At 72.7% G+C, this 18634-nt stretch carries 15 protein-coding genes; 8 read left to right on the forward strand and 7 right to left on the reverse strand.

Annotation, left to right across the window (positions count from 1 at the left end; genetic code table 11):
- Positions 1-23: 23 nt before the first annotated feature.
- Complete coding sequence (locus tag AB0E67_RS04415) at positions 24-1637, forward strand: DUF5691 domain-containing protein (RefSeq protein WP_362020754.1); 1614 nt, start codon at positions 24-26, stop codon at positions 1635-1637.
- A gap of 446 nt (positions 1638-2083) precedes the next feature.
- Here the strand turns inward: AB0E67_RS04415 and AB0E67_RS04420 are convergent, their stop codons facing one another.
- Positions 2084-2497, reverse strand: coding sequence for a cobalamin B12-binding domain-containing protein (locus AB0E67_RS04420; protein WP_073786948.1), 414 nt, complete (start codon positions 2495-2497; stop codon positions 2084-2086).
- 352 nt (positions 2498-2849) lie between these two features.
- Between AB0E67_RS04420 and AB0E67_RS04425 the strand changes: the two genes are divergently transcribed.
- Complete coding sequence (locus AB0E67_RS04425; protein WP_362020757.1) at positions 2850-3671, forward strand: alpha/beta fold hydrolase; 822 nt, start codon at positions 2850-2852, stop codon at positions 3669-3671.
- 242 nt (positions 3672-3913) lie between these two features.
- Complete coding sequence (locus tag AB0E67_RS04430) at positions 3914-5467, forward strand: M23 family metallopeptidase (protein WP_362020760.1); 1554 nt, start codon at positions 3914-3916, stop codon at positions 5465-5467.
- Between the two features lie 87 nt (positions 5468-5554).
- Here AB0E67_RS04430 and pcrA read toward each other — a convergent pair whose 3' ends face one another.
- The gene (gene pcrA / locus AB0E67_RS04435) at positions 5555-8011 is read right to left on the reverse strand and encodes a DNA helicase PcrA (RefSeq protein ID WP_362020763.1); all 2457 of its coding nucleotides are present in this window, start codon (positions 8009-8011) and stop codon (positions 5555-5557) included.
- A 583-nt stretch (positions 8012-8594) separates the two neighbouring features.
- On the opposite strand from pcrA, the gene AB0E67_RS04440 reads away from it, so the two are divergent.
- Positions 8595-9764: an NlpC/P60 family protein gene (locus AB0E67_RS04440; RefSeq protein ID WP_362020766.1), complete on the forward strand. Its 1170-nt coding sequence runs from the start codon at positions 8595-8597 to the stop codon at positions 9762-9764.
- A gap of 144 nt (positions 9765-9908) precedes the next feature.
- Here AB0E67_RS04440 and AB0E67_RS04445 read toward each other — a convergent pair whose 3' ends face one another.
- Positions 9909-10262, reverse strand: coding sequence for a hypothetical protein (locus AB0E67_RS04445; protein WP_362020769.1), 354 nt, complete (start codon positions 10260-10262; stop codon positions 9909-9911).
- 355 nt (positions 10263-10617) lie between these two features.
- Between AB0E67_RS04445 and AB0E67_RS04450 the strand changes: the two genes are divergently transcribed.
- Positions 10618-11658 carry an NlpC/P60 family protein gene (locus AB0E67_RS04450; protein WP_362020772.1) on the forward strand — a complete coding sequence of 347 codons (1041 nt, stop codon included), beginning with the start codon at positions 10618-10620 and terminating at the stop codon, positions 11656-11658.
- Positions 11659-11751: 93 nt separating this feature from the next.
- Complete coding sequence (locus AB0E67_RS04455; RefSeq protein WP_362020775.1) at positions 11752-12567, forward strand: GNAT family N-acetyltransferase; 816 nt, start codon at positions 11752-11754, stop codon at positions 12565-12567.
- 164 nt (positions 12568-12731) lie between these two features.
- Here AB0E67_RS04455 and AB0E67_RS04460 read toward each other — a convergent pair whose 3' ends face one another.
- Together AB0E67_RS04460 and AB0E67_RS04465 are read right to left on the reverse strand one after the other, a co-directional pair.
- On the reverse strand, positions 12732-13433 hold the full coding sequence (locus AB0E67_RS04460; protein WP_362020777.1) for a response regulator transcription factor: 702 nt from the start codon (positions 13431-13433) through the stop codon (positions 12732-12734).
- Positions 13417-14715, reverse strand: coding sequence for a PspC domain-containing protein (locus tag AB0E67_RS04465; RefSeq protein WP_362020780.1), 1299 nt, complete (start codon positions 14713-14715; stop codon positions 13417-13419). The genes AB0E67_RS04460 and AB0E67_RS04465 overlap by 17 nt, the downstream gene beginning before the upstream one ends.
- Positions 14716-15105: 390 nt before the next feature.
- Here AB0E67_RS04465 and AB0E67_RS04470 point away from each other — a divergent pair, with 390 nt between their 5' ends.
- Together AB0E67_RS04470 and AB0E67_RS04475 are read left to right on the forward strand one after the other, a co-directional pair.
- Positions 15106-16443 (forward strand): PspC domain-containing protein, encoded by a 1338-nt coding sequence (locus tag AB0E67_RS04470; RefSeq protein ID WP_362020783.1) that lies wholly within the window; start codon positions 15106-15108, stop codon positions 16441-16443.
- Complete coding sequence (locus AB0E67_RS04475) at positions 16430-16693, forward strand: hypothetical protein (protein ID WP_362020786.1); 264 nt, start codon at positions 16430-16432, stop codon at positions 16691-16693. The genes AB0E67_RS04470 and AB0E67_RS04475 overlap by 14 nt, the downstream gene beginning before the upstream one ends.
- On the opposite strand, the gene AB0E67_RS04480 is transcribed toward AB0E67_RS04475, so the two are convergent.
- Positions 16600-17088: a DoxX family protein gene (locus AB0E67_RS04480; RefSeq protein ID WP_362021465.1), complete on the reverse strand. Its 489-nt coding sequence runs from the start codon at positions 17086-17088 to the stop codon at positions 16600-16602. The genes AB0E67_RS04475 and AB0E67_RS04480 overlap by 94 nt on opposite strands.
- 224 nt (positions 17089-17312) lie before the next feature.
- Positions 17313-18581, reverse strand: a complete 1269-nt coding sequence (locus AB0E67_RS04485; RefSeq protein WP_362021466.1) for a hypothetical protein — start codon at positions 18579-18581, stop codon at positions 17313-17315.
- Between the last annotated feature and the right edge of the window lie 53 nt (positions 18582-18634).

Here is an 18634-nt window from a genome sequence, read left to right on the forward strand (position 1 = left end):
GATTCGACGTCCGAGGAGGACCAATGCCTCGTACCACCAGGCCCGAGCCGTGGGAGGAGCTCGTCACCTCGGCGTTGCTCGGCACCGACCGACGACCCGCGCGGCAGGGTGACGGACCGGCCGAGCTGCTGGCCGCCGCGGCGATCCTGACCGTACGGCGCCGAGCGGGGCTGCTGCCCGCCCCCGCGGCCGCCCGACCCGCCCCGTCCCCGGTCGATCCCCGGCCGCCGCTGCCCCCGGCCGCGCGGCGCAGACTGGCCCAGTTGCTCGCGGACCGGTCGGCACCGGGCGGCTCGGGCGGCCGACGCGGCACGGCGCCCGATCTCACCGAACTGATCCCCCAGTGGCTGGCCATCGCCAACCGGCGCGGCTTCCGCGCCCCTGCCGCGCTGCTCCCCCAACTGCTGGACGCGGCCAGGTCCCGTACCGATCTGCGGCCGCAGGCACTCGCCTTCGCCGGGCCGCGCGGGCTGTGGCTGGCCGGGCTGAACCCCGAGTGGAGGTTCGCGCTGCGCGGCTCCTCCGGCCGCTCGGCACTGCCCGACGTCACGGACCGGGACGCGGTCGCCCGGCTGTGGGAGGAAGGGCTGTTCGCCGAACGGGTCGCCCTGCTCGGGGCCGTACGGGCGCATGACCCGGCCGAGGCGCTCGCGCTGCTCTCCGGCACCTGGACCACCGAGCGGGCCGAGGACCGGCTGATGTTCCTCGACTCCCTGCGCACCGGGCTGTCCCCGGTGGACGAGCCCTTCCTGGAGCGGGCGCTCTCCGACCGCAGCCGGAACGTCCGCTCCACCGCCGCCGAACTGCTCTCCGCGCTGCCGGAATCGGCGTTCGCCGACCGGATGGCGGCCCGTGCGCTGTCCTTCGTGAGCCCGGACGTCACGGGTGACGACGCCCGCGTCGCCGTGGAGGCCCCGCACGAATGCGACGCCGCGATGGAGCGCGACGGTGTGGTGGCGGTTCCGCCGTCCGGTCGGGGCGAACGGTCGTGGTGGCTGGGGCAGTTGGTGGAGTCCGCCCCGCTGACCGCCTGGCCGGCCCGGTTCGGCGGGCGCACCGCGCGGGAGATCGTCGCCCTGCCGGTGGCCGACGGCTGGGCCGAGGAGCTGCACGCGGCGTGGTGCCGGGCGGCGGTGCGTCAGCGGGATCCGGTGTGGGCCCGCGCACTGCTCGGCGCCCCTTCCGTCCCTCCGTCGAACGGCCCCGGCACGGCGTCGCTCGCCGAGCGGTCGAAGCTCCTCGCCATCCTTCCGGCGGCCGAACGCAGCACGTGGGTCGCCGACTTCATCGCCGCGCACGGGCTGTCGGAGGCGTTCCAATTACTCGGGGCCTGCCCCGTACCCTGGGCCGAACCGCTCGGCCGGTCGGTCGTCGACGCCCTGGACATCGCGCGGGACGCGGGCAGCTATCCGTGGAGTTTCAGCGGCGTGATGGGACTCGCCGAACGCTGTCTGAACCCGGCCGAGGCGGACCGGCTGGAAGTCCTCACCACGCCCCAGGACGAACCGGAGGACGCGTCTCCGGGCGCCAACGGCTACTGGTCGGAGGCGTTCCAGCGCCTGGTCTCCACGCTTCGGCTGCGCGCGGCGATGGAGTCGGAGCTGCTGTCGGACTCAACGTCCGCACGGGGCTCCTGACCGGCGGTACGGCCACGACGTGTCCGGTCGCCCGCCCGGTCGGCAGGGCGACCGGGCGGATGACCGACCGGTTCCACCTGCCCGGTCGGCAGGTGGGCGGCCTGATGCCGACTGGTTCCGCTCGCCCCGACCGGCCCGACCTCCCCGGCCGCCTGGCCCGGACCGCCCGGACCGCCCGGGCAGGCCGGGCAGGCCGGGCAGGCCCGAAGCCGCACGCCCGCATGCCCATACCGGCCGTCGCCGAACCGGGTGTGCAGCCGCCGTCGTACCGGGTTACGGCCGTCGCCGAACCGAGGTGTGCGGCCGCACCGCCGTACCCGCCCGACCGTGCGGAGCCATCGCCGCAGGCCCGTACCGCGCCCCACGGGCGCACGTCGCGATGCCGTTCGGAGCAGGCGTTCCGTTCCGGGCGGGCGGGCCGTGCGGCCCGCCGCCTCGCGGCGTGCTCAGGCGTCCGCGGGGTGCCGGACGTTGGCGTTGACCCAGTCGACGATCGAGGCCGTCGTGGCGCCCGGGGTGAAGATCTCCGCGACGCCCTGTTCCTTCAGCGGCGCGATGTCCGCCTCCGGGATGATGCCGCCGCCGAAGACCTTGATGTCCTCCGCCTCGCGCTCCTTCAGCAGCTCGATCACTTTGGCGAAGAGCGTGTTGTGGGCGCCGGAGAGGATCGAGAGGCCGATCGCGTCGGCGTCCTCCTGGATCGCGGTGTCCACGATCTGTTCGGGCGTCTGGTGGAGCCCGGTGTAGATGACCTCCATACCGGCGTCGCGCAGCGCCCTCGCGATCACCTTGGCTCCACGGTCATGGCCGTCCAGGCCCGGCTTGGCCACCACCACACGGATCGGACCTGTCACACCCATCACTGCCTCCACATGCGTCTCCCGTGCCTGAAGGGCCGGGGATGTGAACGAACGTTATCGACAGCATCCCGCAACCCGTCGTTTCGCGGTGTACGGGGAGGGGGAAATCACACGTGGGACATGTTCGCCTGGCGCCGTTCCCACGTGATGCGGTACGCCTGCCGTCGCGGAAACGTCCGCCGGGGGAGCCGCTACGAGGTCGCCGTACCACCGCGCCCCCAGCCGCGCGGCACGGTGGTACGGCCCTCATCGGGTCCGGACCCGGGCACCGCTCCCCCACGACTTCCCATGAGGGCCCGCGGGGCCGCAGCCGCTTCCCCCCGCTCGCCGCAGCAGGAGGAGGAGGTCGGCCATGAAAGTCCTGCCCTTCCTCGCCGAAGACGGAGGCAGAGGCGAAAGCGGAGGCAGAAGCGAAGGCGGAAGCCGTGGCAGAAGCGGAAGCCGTGGCAGAAGCAGAAGCCGTGGCAGAAGCCGGAACGGAAACAGCGACGGCGCCGGGAGCGACGACCGGACTCCCGTCGTCCTCCTGCACGGCTTCATCGGCCACCGTTCGGTCTTCGTCCTCCTGCGCCGCACCCTCGCCCGGCACGGCCGGCGCCATCTGGAGTCGCTCAACTACTCGCTGCTGACCTGCGACCTCCGCACCGCCGCCGAACTGCTCGGCCGGCACGTCGAGGAGATCTGCGCCCGCACCGGACACCACGAGGTCGACATCGTCGGGCACGGCCTCGGTGGTCTGATCGCCCGCTACTACGTGCAATGCCTGGGCGGTGATCAGCGGGTCCGCACCCTGGTCACGCTCGGCACCCCGCACGGCGGGACCACCGTCGCCCCGCCCGCGAGTGCCCATCCCCTCGTGCGCCAGATGCGTACGGGCTCCGCGCCGATCGAGGAACTACGCGGACCGGCACCGGGCTGCCGCACCCGGTTCGTGAGCTTCTGGAGCGACATCGACCGGGTGATCGTTCCGGCGGAGTCGGCCCGTATCGATCATCCCGACCTCGACGCGCTGAACGTACGGGTCACCGGGGTCGGCCACCTCGCCCTCCCCGCGCACCCCACCGTCGCCACGGCCGTCCGGCAGGCGCTGGAGTCCGGCACCCCGGCGGCCGGAACGACCGACGGAACGGCCGGGGAAACGACGGAGGAGTCCGCAGAGGGGGCTACGGAGTAGGCGGAGGGGACCGCGGGGGCATCGGGCAGCTCCATAAATAGAACGATCTTCGAACATAGAGCCAAGGCTCTGTGGACGGCCCGTCGAAAGACGGCCGATTGCCCCTTTCCCGAGTCGTCCACACCCGCCGAAGATTGTCCGCGCCGCATACCGCCGGGTACAGTCGCGGCCACTGCTTCCCCCGGGATCCGCCTGCCGGACCCCGGAACACAGGTCCTGCTGCCGAGGCGAGAGAGAAGTTGGTGAACGACCAGCACCCCCACGCCGGGTATGCCGGACACGACAGCCAAGCCACCGGCAGCTTCGCCATCGATCCGCTCTTCGGCCCCATGTCCGGCGGCCACGACCGCGCGTACGCCGACGGCGGCTACGGCACCGGACAGGCCGGGCAGACCGAGCAGGCCGGATACAGCGGTCACTACGACTCCACGCAGTGGGACACGGGCGCGCACCCGACCGCCGCGTACGACGCCTACACCTCGTACGACACGCAGGCGCAGCAGATCTACGCCCCGGGGCAGACGTACGACACGACAGCCACGTGGACGTCCGCCGCCGCATACGGCACGGCTGCGACCACGACCATGACCGCCTTCGCCGACGTCCCGTCGCAGGCCGACGCCCCGGACGTCACCGGCCAGTGGGACACCGGCGGCTGGTACGAGACCGGCCAGTGGGCGACGACCGGCACCGCCGCGTACAGCACGGGCGCTTACGACACCGGCGCGTACGACGCCACCGCCTGGAACACCGGCGCCGCGCCCGACCCGGAGCACGAAGGGCTCGCCGCGCACACCACGCAGGCGCCGCACGAGGTGCCGACGGCAGCGGAACACGAACAGGCCGACGAGCCCGCCACGGCCCACCGGGACCCGGTCCACGACGCCACCACCGCCACGATGGCCGCGGTCACCACGTTCGACGACACGACCGGTGCGGCCGACGCGCCGACCGCCGACACGGAGAACGAGGCCGGGGGCGGCGGCGCCGCCGACACGGCCGACATCGTGCTCGACCCCCACCGCTCCCCCGGCCGCGCCGACGCGCGCGGCGGCCGGAGCCGACGGCGTTCCCCCGCGAAGCGCTCCGCGCTCCTCACGGTCGCCGTGCCCTCCGCCTGCGTGATGAGCGTGGCCGGTATCGCCGCGGCCTCGGTCAGCGGCCTGGGCGGCGAGGACAAGAAGGACGACGCGACCACGCTGGCGGCCGCGGCCCCCGGCTCCGTGAAGCCGGCCGTCGCCAACAGCAAGCTGGACACCCAGCTCGCCAACCTCAGCGCCGACGCCGAGAACTTCGCCGACCGCGCCAGCCGCACCCAGGAACGCATCGACCTGCGGGAACGCCAGGCCGCCGAGAAGAAGAAGCGCCTGGAGGAAGCCGCCCGCAAGGAGGCGCTGCGCCCCAAGTTCGTCATGCCGGTCGCGCAGCACGGCCTCAGCGCGTACTTCGGCCAGGGGGGCGTCAACTGGATGTCCGTGCACACGGGCATCGACTTCCCCGTCTTCACCGGCACGCCGGTGATGGCCGCGACCGACGGCACCGTGCGCACGCAGTGGAACAGCGCCTACGGGAACATGGCCATCGTCACCATGGCCGACGGCACCGAGACCTGGTACTGCCACCTCAGCACCACGAAGATCCGCTCGGGCCCGGTCAAGGCCGGTGACGTCATCGCGTACTCCGGGGACTCCGGCAACTCGACCGGCCCGCACCTGCACTTCGAGGTACGGCCCGGTGGCGGCACGCCGACGGACCCGCTCGCCTGGTTCCGCAGTCACGGCGTCGACCCGACCTGAGCCACCCGTCCCGCCCGGCCCCGGCAGAGCCGTGCCCCCAAGGCGTCCTGGCGGTCGGCCGCCCGGAGGAACCGGGCGGCCGACCGGCTACAGCTTCTCGACCGGGGCGTACCGCAGCAGCAGCTTCTTCGGGCGGTCGTCGCCGAAGTCGACCGTGGCCTTCGCCTGGTCGCCGACGCCCTCGACCGCCGTCACCGTGCCGAGCCCGAACTGGTCGTGCGTGACCCGGTCCCCGACGGCCAGCGAGACCGTCGGCTTGTCCGAGGTCCGCCGGGTCGCGAAGCCCGAGGGGCCGGAGCGCGAACGCGACGAGGACAGCGAGGAGGAGAGCGACGAGCCGATGCCGGACGTCGGCCCGGCCGGGGCGGCCATCGGCCCGGTCCGCTTCCACTCCAGGTGCTGGTCCGGGATCTCCTCCAGGAACCGCGACGGCGGGTTGTACGAGGGCTGCCCCCACGCGCTGCGCATCGCCGCCCGGGTCAGGTAGAGCCGCTCACGGGCCCGGGTGATGCCGACGTACGCGAGGCGCCGCTCCTCCTCCAGCTCCTTGGTCTGGCCCAGGGCCCGCATGTGCGGGAAGACGCCGTCCTCCATGCCGGTGAGGAAGACCACCGGGAATTCGAGGCCCTTCGCGGTGTGCAGCGTCATCAGCGTGATGACGCCGGAGCCCTCCTCGTCCTCGTCGGGGATCTGGTCGGAGTCGGCGACGAGCGCGACCCGTTCCAGGAACTCCGCGAGCGTGCCCGCGCCCTCCTCGCCCGCCTCGCCCCGTTCCTGCTCGAACTCGAGGGCTACGGCGGCGAGTTCCTGGAGGTTCTCGATGCGGGTCTCGTCCTGCGGGTCGGTGGACGCCTGGAGCTCGGCGAGATAGCCCGTACGCTCCAGAACGGCCTCCAGGACCACCGCCGGACCCACACCGGACTCGACGACCGTGCGCAGCTCCTCCATCAGCGTGTTGAACCGCTTGACGGCATTGGCCGACCGGGCCGCCATGCCGTACGCCTCGTCGACCCTGCGCAGCGCCTGCGGGAACGTGGTCTTCTCGCGCAGTGCCAGGGCTTCGATCATCGCCTCGGCACGCTCGCCGATGCCGCGCTTGGGCACGTTGAGGATGCGGCGCAGCGGGACGGCGTCCTCGGGGTTGGCGAGGACCCGGAGGTAGGCCAGGACGTCCCGGACCTCCTTGCGCTCGTAGAAGCGCACCCCGCCGACGACCTTGTAGGGCAGGCCGACGCGGATGAAGATCTCCTCGAAGACACGGGACTGCGCGTTGGTGCGGTAGAAGACCGCGACGTCGCCCGCCCTGGCGTCGCCCGTGTCGGTCAGCCGGTCGATCTCCTCGGCGACGAACTGCGCCTCGTCGTGCTCGGTGTCGGCGACGTAGCCGGTGATCCTGGCTCCCGTGCCCGCGTTCGTCCAGAGGTTCTTGGGACGGCGGCTCTCGTTGCGCTCGATGACCGCGTTGGCGGCGGACAGGATGGTCTGCGTGGAGCGGTAGTTCTGCTCCAGCAGGATCGTGGTCGCGTCCGGGTAGTCCTCCTCGAACTGGAGGATGTTGCGGATGGTCGCGCCCCGGAAGGCGTAGATCGACTGGTCCGCGTCACCGACGACGCACAGCTCGGCGGGGGCTTCGCCCTCGCCCGCCGGGCCGACCAGTTCGCGTACGAGGGTGTACTGGGCGTGGTTGGTGTCCTGGTACTCGTCGACGAGGACGTGCCGGAAGCGGCGGCGGTAGTGCTCGGCGACGTCGGGGAACGCCTGGAGCAGATGGACCGTCGTCATGATGATGTCGTCGAAGTCCAGCGCGTTGGCCTCGCGCAGCCGCGCCTGGTACATCGTGTACGCCTGGGCGAGGGTCTTCTCGAAACCGTCCGCGGCCTGGCCCGCGAAGGTCTCCTCGTCGATCAGCTCGTTCTTCAGGCTGGAGACCTTGGCCGTGAACGACTTCGGCGGGAAGCGCTTCGGATCGAGGTCCAGATCGCGGCAGACCAGGGCCATCAGCCGCTTGGAGTCGGCGGCGTCGTAGATCGAGAACGACGAGGTGAAGCCGAGCTTCTTCGACTCGCGGCGCAGGATGCGCACGCACGCGCTGTGGAACGTCATGACCCACATGGCGTGGGCGCGCGGGCCGACGAGCTGCTCGACGCGCTCCTTCATCTCGCCCGCGGCCTTGTTGGTGAAGGTGATCGCCAGGATCTGCCCGGGGTGCACCCCGCGCGTGGCCAGCAGGTGGGCGATCCGGTGGGTCAGTACGCGGGTCTTGCCGGAGCCGGCCCCGGCGACGATGAGCAGGGGCGAGCCCGCGTGGACCACGGCGGCGCGCTGCTGCTCGTTCAGCCCGTCGAGGAGCGCCGCGGGATCGACGACGGGGCGGGGCGCGCCGTCGCGGTAGAACGCGTCCCTGGGCGGCGGGGGCCCGTCGAACACGCCCGCGAAGAGGTCCTCCGGCACGTCTTCGGGCGCCGACTCCTCGGGGGGCGGCGGGGGCCCTTCCTCCGAGTGCTGGAGGCCGGCCAGGAAACTGTCGTCAAAGAGGCTGCTCATCGCTGAACGAGTCTAAGGGCTGTCCCGTAATCCCTGGCGAGCGCACGACGACAGCTGCGGCCCCTCGCCGCGTTGTCGGAACGCCCGAATACATCCAGTATGCGGGCGCCCCACCGCCTTGCGATGCACCGCATCCGACACCGTGCGCTGATCCACCAGGGATTGCGGGACAGCCCTTGGGCCGTTTCGTCGAAGTGCCGTCATCCGGCCGGAGACCGGGCCGTGCGGCGTCCGGTGCGCATACGGACCGCGCACGCACGGCTCCCCGTCGTGCGGAGGGCGCCGCCCGCGCCCAGGTCACGAAAATGTATCGGGCATATCGAACATCGACCTTCACAGCGGCGCCACGGATGGCTAGCGTGCTCGGACCGGGCGGCCCGTCCCCCCTGAGGCGAACCACGCCGAGCGGACGCCCCCGCCGAAGTCCGGGCTGCCCTCGTGGGAGTCCGGAGCCGGGACCCCATGCGCAGTACCGGGGCGAATCGGTCCGTCTCCCCCACACGGGCCGCAGGGCGGCCTTCCGTTCCGCCCGAACCCGGCAGCTGGTCCGACAGCTGACCCGGCAGGCGGTCCACGGAAGGAGATGCCCGCCTTGGCGTCGCATCGCAAACCGCGCCCCCGGGTGCGCACCACCACACCGGCCGTCGGGTTCACGACGGCGGCACTGGCGTCGGTGACACTGCTCTCGACGCAGAGCGCCACGGCCGCCCCCGGCCCCGACCCCAGACCCGGCATCGAGGACGTACGCAAGCAGGTCGACGAGCTCTACCGGCAGGCGGGCGCCGCGACCCAGCGGTACAACCAGGCGAAGGAGTCCGTCGACGCCCAGCGCACGAAGGTCGACTCCCTGCTGGACGAGGTGGCGAAGCGCGCCGACGAGCTCAACGAGGCCCGCACCACGCTCGGCGCCTACGCGACCGCGCAGTACCGCACCGGATCCATCGCCCCGAACGCCATCTTCTTCCTGTCCGACGACCCGCAGGCGTACTTCGACCAGAGCCAGTTGCTGGACCGGATGACCGGGCGGCAGCAGCAGGCGATAGCGGAGTTCCGTACGCGGCAGGCCAGGACGGCGAAGAAGCGCGCCGAGGCGGTGCAGAACCTGGAGAAGCTGACCGAGACGCAGAACACGCTGCGGGAGAGCAAGCGGAGCGTCCAGAAGCGGCTGGGCGAGGCGCGCGAGCTGCTGTCGGAGCTGACCGCCGAGGAGAAGGCGCGGCTCGCGGAGCTGGAGCGGAAGAAGGAGGCCGAGGCCAGACGCAAGGCGCGGGCACTGGCCGAACGGCAGGCCGCCGCCGAGGCGGAGCGCCGGGCAGCGGAGAAGGAGGCGAACGGCGAGGCGGGCACGGATTCCGGCACCGGAACCGGCACGAACACCGGAACCGGTTCGGACAGCGGCGCCACCACCAAGGCGGAGAAGGCGCTCGCCTTCGCCGCGGCCCAGATCGGCAAGCCGTACGTCTGGGGCGCGACCGGTCCGTCCTCGTACGACTGCTCCGGGCTGACCCAGGCGGCGTGGAAGGCCGCGGATGTCACCCTCCCCCGCACGACCTGGGACCAGGTCGAGGCGGGCACCCGGGTCGCCACCGAGGACCTGCGGCCGGGCGACCTCGTGTTCTTCTACGACGACATCAGCCACGTCGGCATCTACAAGGGCGACGGGATGATGATCCACGCCCCCAAGCCCGGGGCGAACGTGCGCGAGGAGTCGATCTACTACATGCCGATCCACAGCGCCGTGCGCCCGGCGTAGGGGTACGGCCGACGCGGGCCGTGCGCCCGGCGCGGACGTACAGCGGCGAGCCCCTGTGGGACGACTCGCAGGGGCTCGCACGGCAGGAAGGTCAGGGGCTTGCGCGCCGGAGCGGCCAGGGGGCTCGCGCGGCGGGACCGCGGCTCAGACCCAGAGCGTGGCGATGAAGATGTTGGCGAGCGTCAGCCCGCCCACCGCCGCGAAGGCGCCCTTGTCGACCTTCTCCTCGTCGCGCTTGATGTAGACGAGCGCCAGGACGACGACCAGGATCAGCAGCTTCACACCTATTTTGATGTTGTTCACCTCGTGCCCCTGGGCCTGGTGGAGGCCGACCAGCGCGACGCCGGTGACCAGCATCGTGAGCGCGCCGTGCAGCATCGCCGGGACGAACCGGGCCGTGCCCGCGCCCATGGCCTTCATCTGGGTCAGGAAACCGCCCAGCAGCGAGGCGATCCCGATGATGTGCAGGGCGACCAAGACATGAATGAGTACGTCCATGAGGCGCAGCCTAACCCTGCCCATATCACCACTCGACAGGCAGGTGCACGTTCCTGAACCCACACTCGTGTCTGCACCAATTGCCCGACTCTGATGCGCTTCCCCTGATCGATTGGCGACAACGGCACGCCAAATTAGAACAATAAGCGTCATTACGACTCTTTCCCGTGCCCTCGGATTAGCGTCCCTGACCAGGTGACCGGCCACACCCCGCTCCGCATCCGGACAGAGCGCCGGTCACCCCGCCGAGTGCTCCGGCGGCGGACCGCTCCCGTACCGGCGCCCCGCCGCCGGGCCTCGGGCGGGCCCGCCGGTAGTCCCCGACGGGCAGTCGCCAGGAAGGACGCACGCCCCCGTGGCAGCGCATCGGAAACCCAAGCAGCGCCCGTACACCGGCACCGCTGCCCGCACCGCGGCCGCCCTCGCCTTCGCCGGGGCCGCGACCGCTGCCGCTCTGCCGGGCACGGCGCACGCCGATCCCCGGCGGACCCCCGCCCGGGTCGAGGCCGAGGTGGACCGGCTCTACCGCGACGCGGAGGTCGCCACCGAGAAGTACAACGGCGCGAAGGAACGGACGAGGGCCGCCGCCGAGGACGTCGATGCCCTGCGCGACGAGGCCGCCCGCCGCACCGACCGGCTCAACACCGCGCGCAACGCCCTGGGCTCGCTCGCCACCGCGCAGTACCGCAGCGGGGTGCTGAACCCGTCCGTGCAGCTGGCCCTCTCGTCCGACCCCGACCAGTACCTGGAACGCGCTTCGTACGTGGACCGGATCGCCGACCGCCGGGCCGTCGAGGTCGACGCGGTGGAGCGGCAGGTCGCCCGGATCGCCCAGCTGCGCTCGGAGGCCGGGAAGAAACTGGCGGACCTGGAGGCGCGCCGGGCCGAGCTGAGGAAGCACCGGGCGACGATCCGGAGCAAGCTGGCCGAGGCGCGGCGGCTCCTTGCCTCCCTGTCCCCGGCCGACCGCGCCGCGTACGCGGACGGCGCGCGATCCGGTGCCCGCGCCGACCGCGACCTGGCGCGCGGCCCGGTCCTGGCGCCGAACGCCCGCGCCGCCGAGGCCGTGGCGTTCGCGTACGGCGCTCTCGGCAAGCCGTACGTCTGGGGCGCGACCGGCCCGTCCTCGTTCGACTGCTCCGGGCTCACCCAGGCCGCCTGGCGCGCCGCCGGTGTCTCGCTGCCCCGCACCACGTACACCCAGATCAACGCGGGGCAACGGGTGTCGCGCTCCGAACTGGCCCCGGGCGACCTGGTGTTCTTCTACCCGGGCGTCAGCCACGTCGGGCTGTACATCGGCAACGGCCGCATGATCCACGCCCCGCGCCCGGGAGCCCCCGTCCGGATCGCCCCCCTCGACCAGATGCCCTTCGCCGGGGCGACCCGGGTGGCGTAGGCTCCCGAATCCGATCACGCTCCCCGGCCGGCCCGCCACCGGGCCGTACGCACCGGGACGTCACCGGATCAACCGGCCGAAGGACACCCGCACATGACCATGGACGTCGACGTCCAGACCCATGCCCGTACGCTCGCGCTGCGCTCCCCCCACCATCTGCGGGTCGGGCCCTTCACCGTGCGGTACGACCCGGACTGGTCGCTCAAGCACGCCAATTACGCGATTCCCGACCGGGACGCCGAACCGACGGCGGCGGAGGTCGACGCCCTGGTCACGGCGTTCCGCGAGCGCGGGCGGCTGCCCCGGCTGGAGTTCCTGCCCGCTTGGGCTCCGGCGGTCGAACCCGCCCTGCTCGCCGCCGGTTTCACCGTCGAGAACCGCGCCCCGGTCCTGGCCTGCGCCCCGGACGGGCTGCTGCCGCCGAAACCGGTGGACGCCCTCGTGATCGCGGAGCCGGTCACCGACGCAGAGTTCGACGCCGCCGCCCTGGTCCAGCACCACGGCTACGGCGGGACCGGGGAGCCCGAGGGCGGCGAGGCGGCGTGGCTGCGCACGGCGGCCGAGGGCGGCGGGGCCGCCGCGCTCGCCCTGCTCGACGGGGTGCCGGCGGGTGCGGGCGGCTGCTCGGTCCCGGTCGACGGCCTCAGCGAACTGGCCGGGGTCGCGGTCGCCGCCCCGTTCCGCCGCCGCGGCATCGGCGCCGCGCTCTGCGCGCACCTGACGGCGACGGCCTTCGAGCGCGGCTGCCGGGTGGTGTGGCTGGAGCCCGCCGACGCGGACGTGGAACGGATCTACGCGGGCATCGGCTACCGCAGGGTCGGCGAGAAGCTGAACATCTCGCTCACCGGACCGGACACCGCACCCGACGAACCCGATGTCCCGATCGCCCACAACGGGGCGGACGGCTGAGCCACCGCAGCGCGGGAGGACGGAACGGTCCGGGCCACGGATGCGATGTGCCCGGGCCGGGCGCCCCGGGACATATCGCACCGGCCGGGCGTCGGGGCGGCCGGTCCGGGCGCCCCGGGGCCGGCGTTCCGGAGCGGTGTTCCGGTCGTCCCGGGTCGGCCGGTTCAGACCAGCCGTCGGGCCGTCGCCCAGCGGGTCAGTTCGTGACGGTTCGACAGCTGGAGCTTGCGCAGCACCGCCGAGACGTGCGACTCGACCGTCTTCACCGAGATGAACAGCTGCTTGGCGATCTCCTTGTACGCGTAGCCGCGGGCGATCAGCCGCAGCACCTCGCGCTCGCGCTGCGTCAGCCGGTCCAGGTCCTCGTCGACCGGCGGCGCGTCCGTGGAGGCGAACGCGTCGAGGACGAAGCCGGCCAGCCGGGGCGAGAACACCGCGTCGCCCTCCTGGACCCGGAAGACCGAGTCGATCAGGTCGGTGCCGGTGATCGTTTTGGTGACGTAGCCGCGGGCGCCGCCGCGGATGACGCCGATGACGTCCTCGGCGGCGTCCGAGACCGACAGTGCCAGGAACCGTACCGGGTTGTCGACGGCCCCCATCAGCGGGGCGCAGCGGCGCAGCACCTCGACGCCGCCGCCGCCCGGCAGGTGCACATCGAGGAGGACGACCTCGGGGCGGGTCGCCGTGATGACCGTGACCGCCTGATCGACGTCGGCGGCCTCGCCGACCACCTCGACGCCCGTCTCCTCGGTGCGGCCGATCTCGGCCTGGACGCCGGTACGGAACATCCGGTGGTCGTCGACGAGCACGACCCGCACCCGGCGGGCCGGCCCCTGGCTCCCGGCCGTCTCAGTGGTCTCCGTCATCGCTCGCCCTCTCCATCTCCAGCTCGACCTCCGTGCCCCCGCCGGGCACCGGACGCAGTCGCGCCGTGCCACCGTTGCGCTGCATCCGGCCGATGATCGACTCTCGTACGCCCATTCTGTCCCCCGGTACGGAGTCCAGGTCGAACCCCGGCCCCCGGTCGCGCACCGACACGAAGACCGTACGGCCCTCGACCTCCGCGTAGACCTGCACGGCACCGCCCTCGCCACCGTACTTGGCGGCGTTGACCATCGCCTCGCGCGCGGCCTGCATCTGTGCCCCCAGCTTCTCGTCCAGCGGGCAGTCCCCGACGACCACGACCTCCAGCGGGACGCCGTGCTTGTCCTCGACCTCGGCGGCGGCGCGCTTGACCGCCTCGGCGAGGGTCTCGGGTTCGTCGCCCTCCTCCTTGCCGGTGCCCTCGGGGTTGTAGAGCCAGTTGCGCAGTTCGCGTTCCTGGGCGCGGGCCAGTCGGCGGACCTCGCCCGCGTCCTCGGCGTTGCGCTGGATCAGGGTGAGGGTGTGCAGCACCGAGTCGTGGACGTGTGCGGCGACCTCGGCGCGTTCCTGGGCCCTGATGCGCATGGTGCGCTCCTCGGAGAGGTCCTGGGTCATGCGCACGAGGTACGGGCCGGCCAGCAGCGCTATGCCGGTGAGGACGGCGATCGCGGCGGTCAGGACGTTGCCGAGCTGGGCGGCGGAGCCACGTACCACCATGAAGACGGCCAGGCCCAGGCCGACCAGGGCGACCCCGGCGAGCCCCCGGGCCAGGTGCAGGACCCGGCGGCGGTTGCCGGTCTCCATCCAGCGGGCGCGGCGGGCGTTGTCGGCCTGCCGCCACACCAGCACGGAACCGGCACCGATCAGCAGCGCGGGCCAGATGTAACGGTCGGCCCCGCCGCCCATGTCGACGTTGCTGACGAAGATCATCGCGCCGATGAGCAGCGCGATGAGGGCGAAGACCTGTCCCCTGTCGGGTTTGCGGAGCCTGCGTCTGCCGTCCGGTCCGGTCTCGAAGAGGGGGCGCGGGGCCTCCACTCCACCGACACCGAGCGGGACGACGATCCAGAACACGGCGTAGAGCAGCGCGCCGAGTCCCTCGGCGAAGAACAGGCCGACGAATACGAAGCGCACCCAGGCGACGGGCAGCCCGAGGTGTCCGGCGAGACCGCGTGCGACGCCGCCGAGCAGTCGCCCGTCGGCGCTGCGGTACAGCTTGCGTGTCGGCGGCTCCTCCGGCTCGGTCCTGACGGAGCTCATGGCCCGGGGCGTGGCGGCTTGCATGACCCGATGGTCACATGCCTGGAAGGGACGCGGCATCAGGGTCCGTCCCGGACTCCACCCTGAGAGCCCGCCGGGTGGCCTCTGACCGGGCGGCCACGCCCTGGCACGCGCGCTTCCGGCGTTACCGGGATGCCCTCGTAGCTCCTTCCCCAAGCTCTCAAGGAGCAGGGGAGACCCCATCCGAAGACATCCCGGCGCCTTGGAATCGCACGCACCATGCCGCGTCCGCTTTCCGATCGAGGTCACCCGACAGGCTCTGAGGCGCCGCCCCGGCCGTGCGCCCCGTGCCGTCGGCGGCGGGCCTCCCCAGGGGTTCCGTCGGCGAATATCAGGGATCGGCCAGGGTGGGGGCGGGTCCCGGACGCGCGCCCGGCCCGTCACCATGGAGCCATGACCGTTCCCCAGGACACCTCCCCGGGTCTCGCGCCGCCCCCCGAACCGCGACCGCAACTGCGGCGCAGCCCGCGCCAGAAAGTCGTGGCCGGGGTCTGCGGCGGACTCGGCCGGTACTGCGACGTCGATCCGGTGCTCTTCCGGATCGTGCTCGGGGTGCTGTCCGTCACGGGCGGCATCGGGCTGATCTTCTACGGCTTCGCCTGGCTGCTGATCCCGCTGGACGGCGAGGAGGAGAACGAGGCGCGCAGGCTGCTGTCGGGCCGTGTCGAGGGCGCGTCGCTGATCGCGGTGCTGCTCGCGCTGATCGGGTGCGGGCTGTTCCTCTCCATGCTGGGCAACGGCGGCACGCTGGCGTTCTCCGCGATGCTGTCGCTGGCGGTCGTCGGCTTCGCCGTCTGGACGCAGAACCGCAAGGCGGTGGCGCCCCGGGATCCGTCGCACCCGGCGACCGCGCAGGCGGTGGCGGACGCGCCGCCCGAGGTGAAGGCGCCGCCGTCGCCGGGCAGCCCGTCGTGGTGGCGGGCCCCGATCGTCAAGGACGGCACGACGGGGCCGGTGGCGCACGGGTATCTGTGGGGTCCGGCCGACGCGTCGCCCGGCGGGCGCCCGCCGCGCACGCCGGGGTCGGCACCGCGGGATCCGTACCGTGCGCCGCGGCGGGAGCCCGGCACCATGGGCCCGGTCTCCATCGGTGGTCTCGTCTTCCTGCTGGCGCTGATCGCGGGCGGGCTCGGCACGGGACTGACCTGGGAGTCCCAGCCGCTCGGCACGAGCCTGCAGTTCGGTCTGGCCGGGGCGCTCGCGGTGTTCGGGCTCGGGATGCTGGTCAGCTCGTTCCTCGGCCGGACCGGGTTCGGCACGGTCATGCTGGCGATGATCACGGCGGTGCTGCTGGCGGGCGCGTCCGCGCTGCCGAAGGACATCACCACGCAGTGGATGCGCGAGGGCTGGCGGCCCGCCACGGCGGCGGCGGTCCGGTCGGAGTACGCGCTGGGCACCGGGCAGGCGCGACTGGACCTCACCGGGATCAGCGTTCCCGAGGGCGAGACCGTCGCGACGGCGGCAAGGGTCGGTGCGGGCCGTCTGGTCGTCGTCGTGCCGAAGGCGGTCACGGTGCGGCTGAACGCCCGGGCGGGCTTCGGCGACATCACGCTGCCCGTCGACCGCACGGGGGAGGCACCGTCCGGGCCGCCGGGCGACGTGGACGTCAGGCCGTCGCTCAACGAGCACAGGACGCTGCCGCCGGCCCCGGGGAGCAAGCCCGCGGGTACGGTCGAGCTCACTCTGGAGATCGGTATCGGACAGGTGGAGGTCACCCGTGCTGCTTCATGAGATCCGTCCGGGCCGGGCGGTGGCGGGCCTGGTGATGCTCGCCCTGGCGGCGGGCTACGCGGCGGACGCGGCGGGTGCCTGGGACGCCCCGTGGGTCTTCTTCTTCCCGCTGTTCTTCGGCGGCCTCTGGCTGGCCACCACCGTGACCTGGGTGAACTATGTGATCCGTCGCCGTCGTGACGCGCGGAGGGCGTCCACGGAGAACGCCGCGGCCCCGGCGAGCAGCAGCGGCAGCCAGGCCACGAGATAGGCCAGGTCGTTGCCGAAGTAGTACGGCTCGACCTGCCAGCTGACGGTCAGCCACAGGCTCAGCGAGATCAGTGCCCCGCCGAGCGCGGCGAGCCGTGCCCACAGTCCGATGAGGGTGCCGATCCCGACGGCGATCTCGCCGAAGGCGATGGTGTATCCGAAGGCCCCGGGGTTCTTCAGCGCGACGTCGACCAGGGCCGGGATCGCGGACGAGTCGCGCACTCCGCGCATCATCTCGCCGATGGAGCCCGAGCCGCTCGCGCGGAAGAATCCGTCGGTCATCAGCTTGTCGATCCCGGCGTAGACAAAGGTGGCGCCGAGGAAGATCCGCAGCGGCAGCAGTGCGTGCTCCCGTGCGAGTTCCTTGAGCCCCCGCGCCCCGCCCGGACTGCCCATCGTCACTCCGTAGCCGCGCAGACCCGGCAATTCCTGCAAACCTTGCATGTGACTGCCCATCCTTCCGTAATCCCGTCATCAGACGATACGTAGAAGGGGCAACACGGCGCTCCCCCCGATGGGCCGTCCGGCCGGAAGATCCGTCGGCGGGACCGCCATCGGTATGAAGCACCGTCAGCGGGAGGCCCCCGCGGCGCCGGGTCCGCAGGCCGCGCGGCCGGCGGTCAGTCCGTCACCTCGATCTCCACCGGGTTCGTCTCCACCCCGGCCGCGGTCACGACCTGCACCTCCACCCGGCCCGGCTCCACGTCCACCGGTACCGGAACGGTGAGCACGCCGTCCGTCGGGTTGGCGAAGCCGCCGGTGACCGGGACGAGCGGTACGTGCACATGGACCCGGCCGATCCGCACGACCATGCCCGCCAGCCGGTCCGGAGTCCCGGCGCCGGGCGGCACGAATCCGGCGCCCCGGATCTCGATGTCGTCACCGGTACGGATCGGCGCGTCCAGGTCCCCGGCCTCCCGGGACCGGACCACCGAGAGGACCACCGGGCGCCCGCCCTCCGTGTACTTCCCGGCGAAGTACACGACCGCCGAGACGGCGACCAGCAGCGCGAGCCCCCAGGGCAGGTCGGGCAGCTGCTCGGGCCTGCGGGCCAGCCGGATCGCGGCGAACAGCACCGCGACGGTGCTCACCAGCACGTACTGCACGTCCGTGAAGCTGCCCCGCCCCGAGTCGTCGGTGAGCAGATCGGCGGCGCGCGGCCGCTCGGCCCGCAGTTTCTGGAGCCGCCCGGAGAGGGCCCGTACGCCCACCACCCGGCGCACGATCACGGCGACGGCGCACACCAGCGCCAGCACGGTCACCACCCCGGCGCCCCTGGCCAGGTCCAGTCCCTCGATCAGCACGTCGCGCTCGGCGTGGTCGGAGGCGCCGGCCAGCTGGAGCGCCAGCACGAGCACGGAGAACACGGCGAGCAGCACCCAGGACGCCGCGACCGCCCGGGAGGTGGAGAGCCGGTTGTCCTCCCCTGTCACCGGGGCGAGCAGACCGCCGCGGGCCCGGTGGACGTGGGCGGCGCCGGTCAGCAGGGCCGCGGTGACCACTCCGGCGATCAGGCCGGCCGTACGGGCGTTGCTCCAGCCCGCGCCGATGGCGGTGGCGGTCTCGGCGACGACCAGCACGGCCACGCCTCCCCACACCGCGATCAGGGTGCGCCGCCATACCCGGTACAGCCAGGCGTCCCCCGCCTCCCGGCCCCGTTCGGCGACGGTCCTGGCCGACTGGGTCAGCTCGTCCGACACCCACTGCCGGGTCGCGGAGACGGACTGTGCGACCCCCGGCGGCACCCCCTGCCCCGCGGCGAATTCGTCCCGTTTGGCGAGGAAGGCCGCCACCGCGCGCCGATGGCCCTCGCGTGCCCCGTGCGGGCAGCCGCCGCACGTACAGCCGCCGCCGTGCGTGCCGCTCGCCCTCGCCTCGTCCAACGCCACGGAGAACGCCGCCCTTTCCAGCCCCGATCCAGCCACGGTCCAGTCAACTCGAC

Source organism: Streptomyces sp. NPDC032161, assembly GCF_040636995.1.
GTDB lineage: Bacteria > Actinomycetota > Actinomycetes > Streptomycetales > Streptomycetaceae > Streptomyces.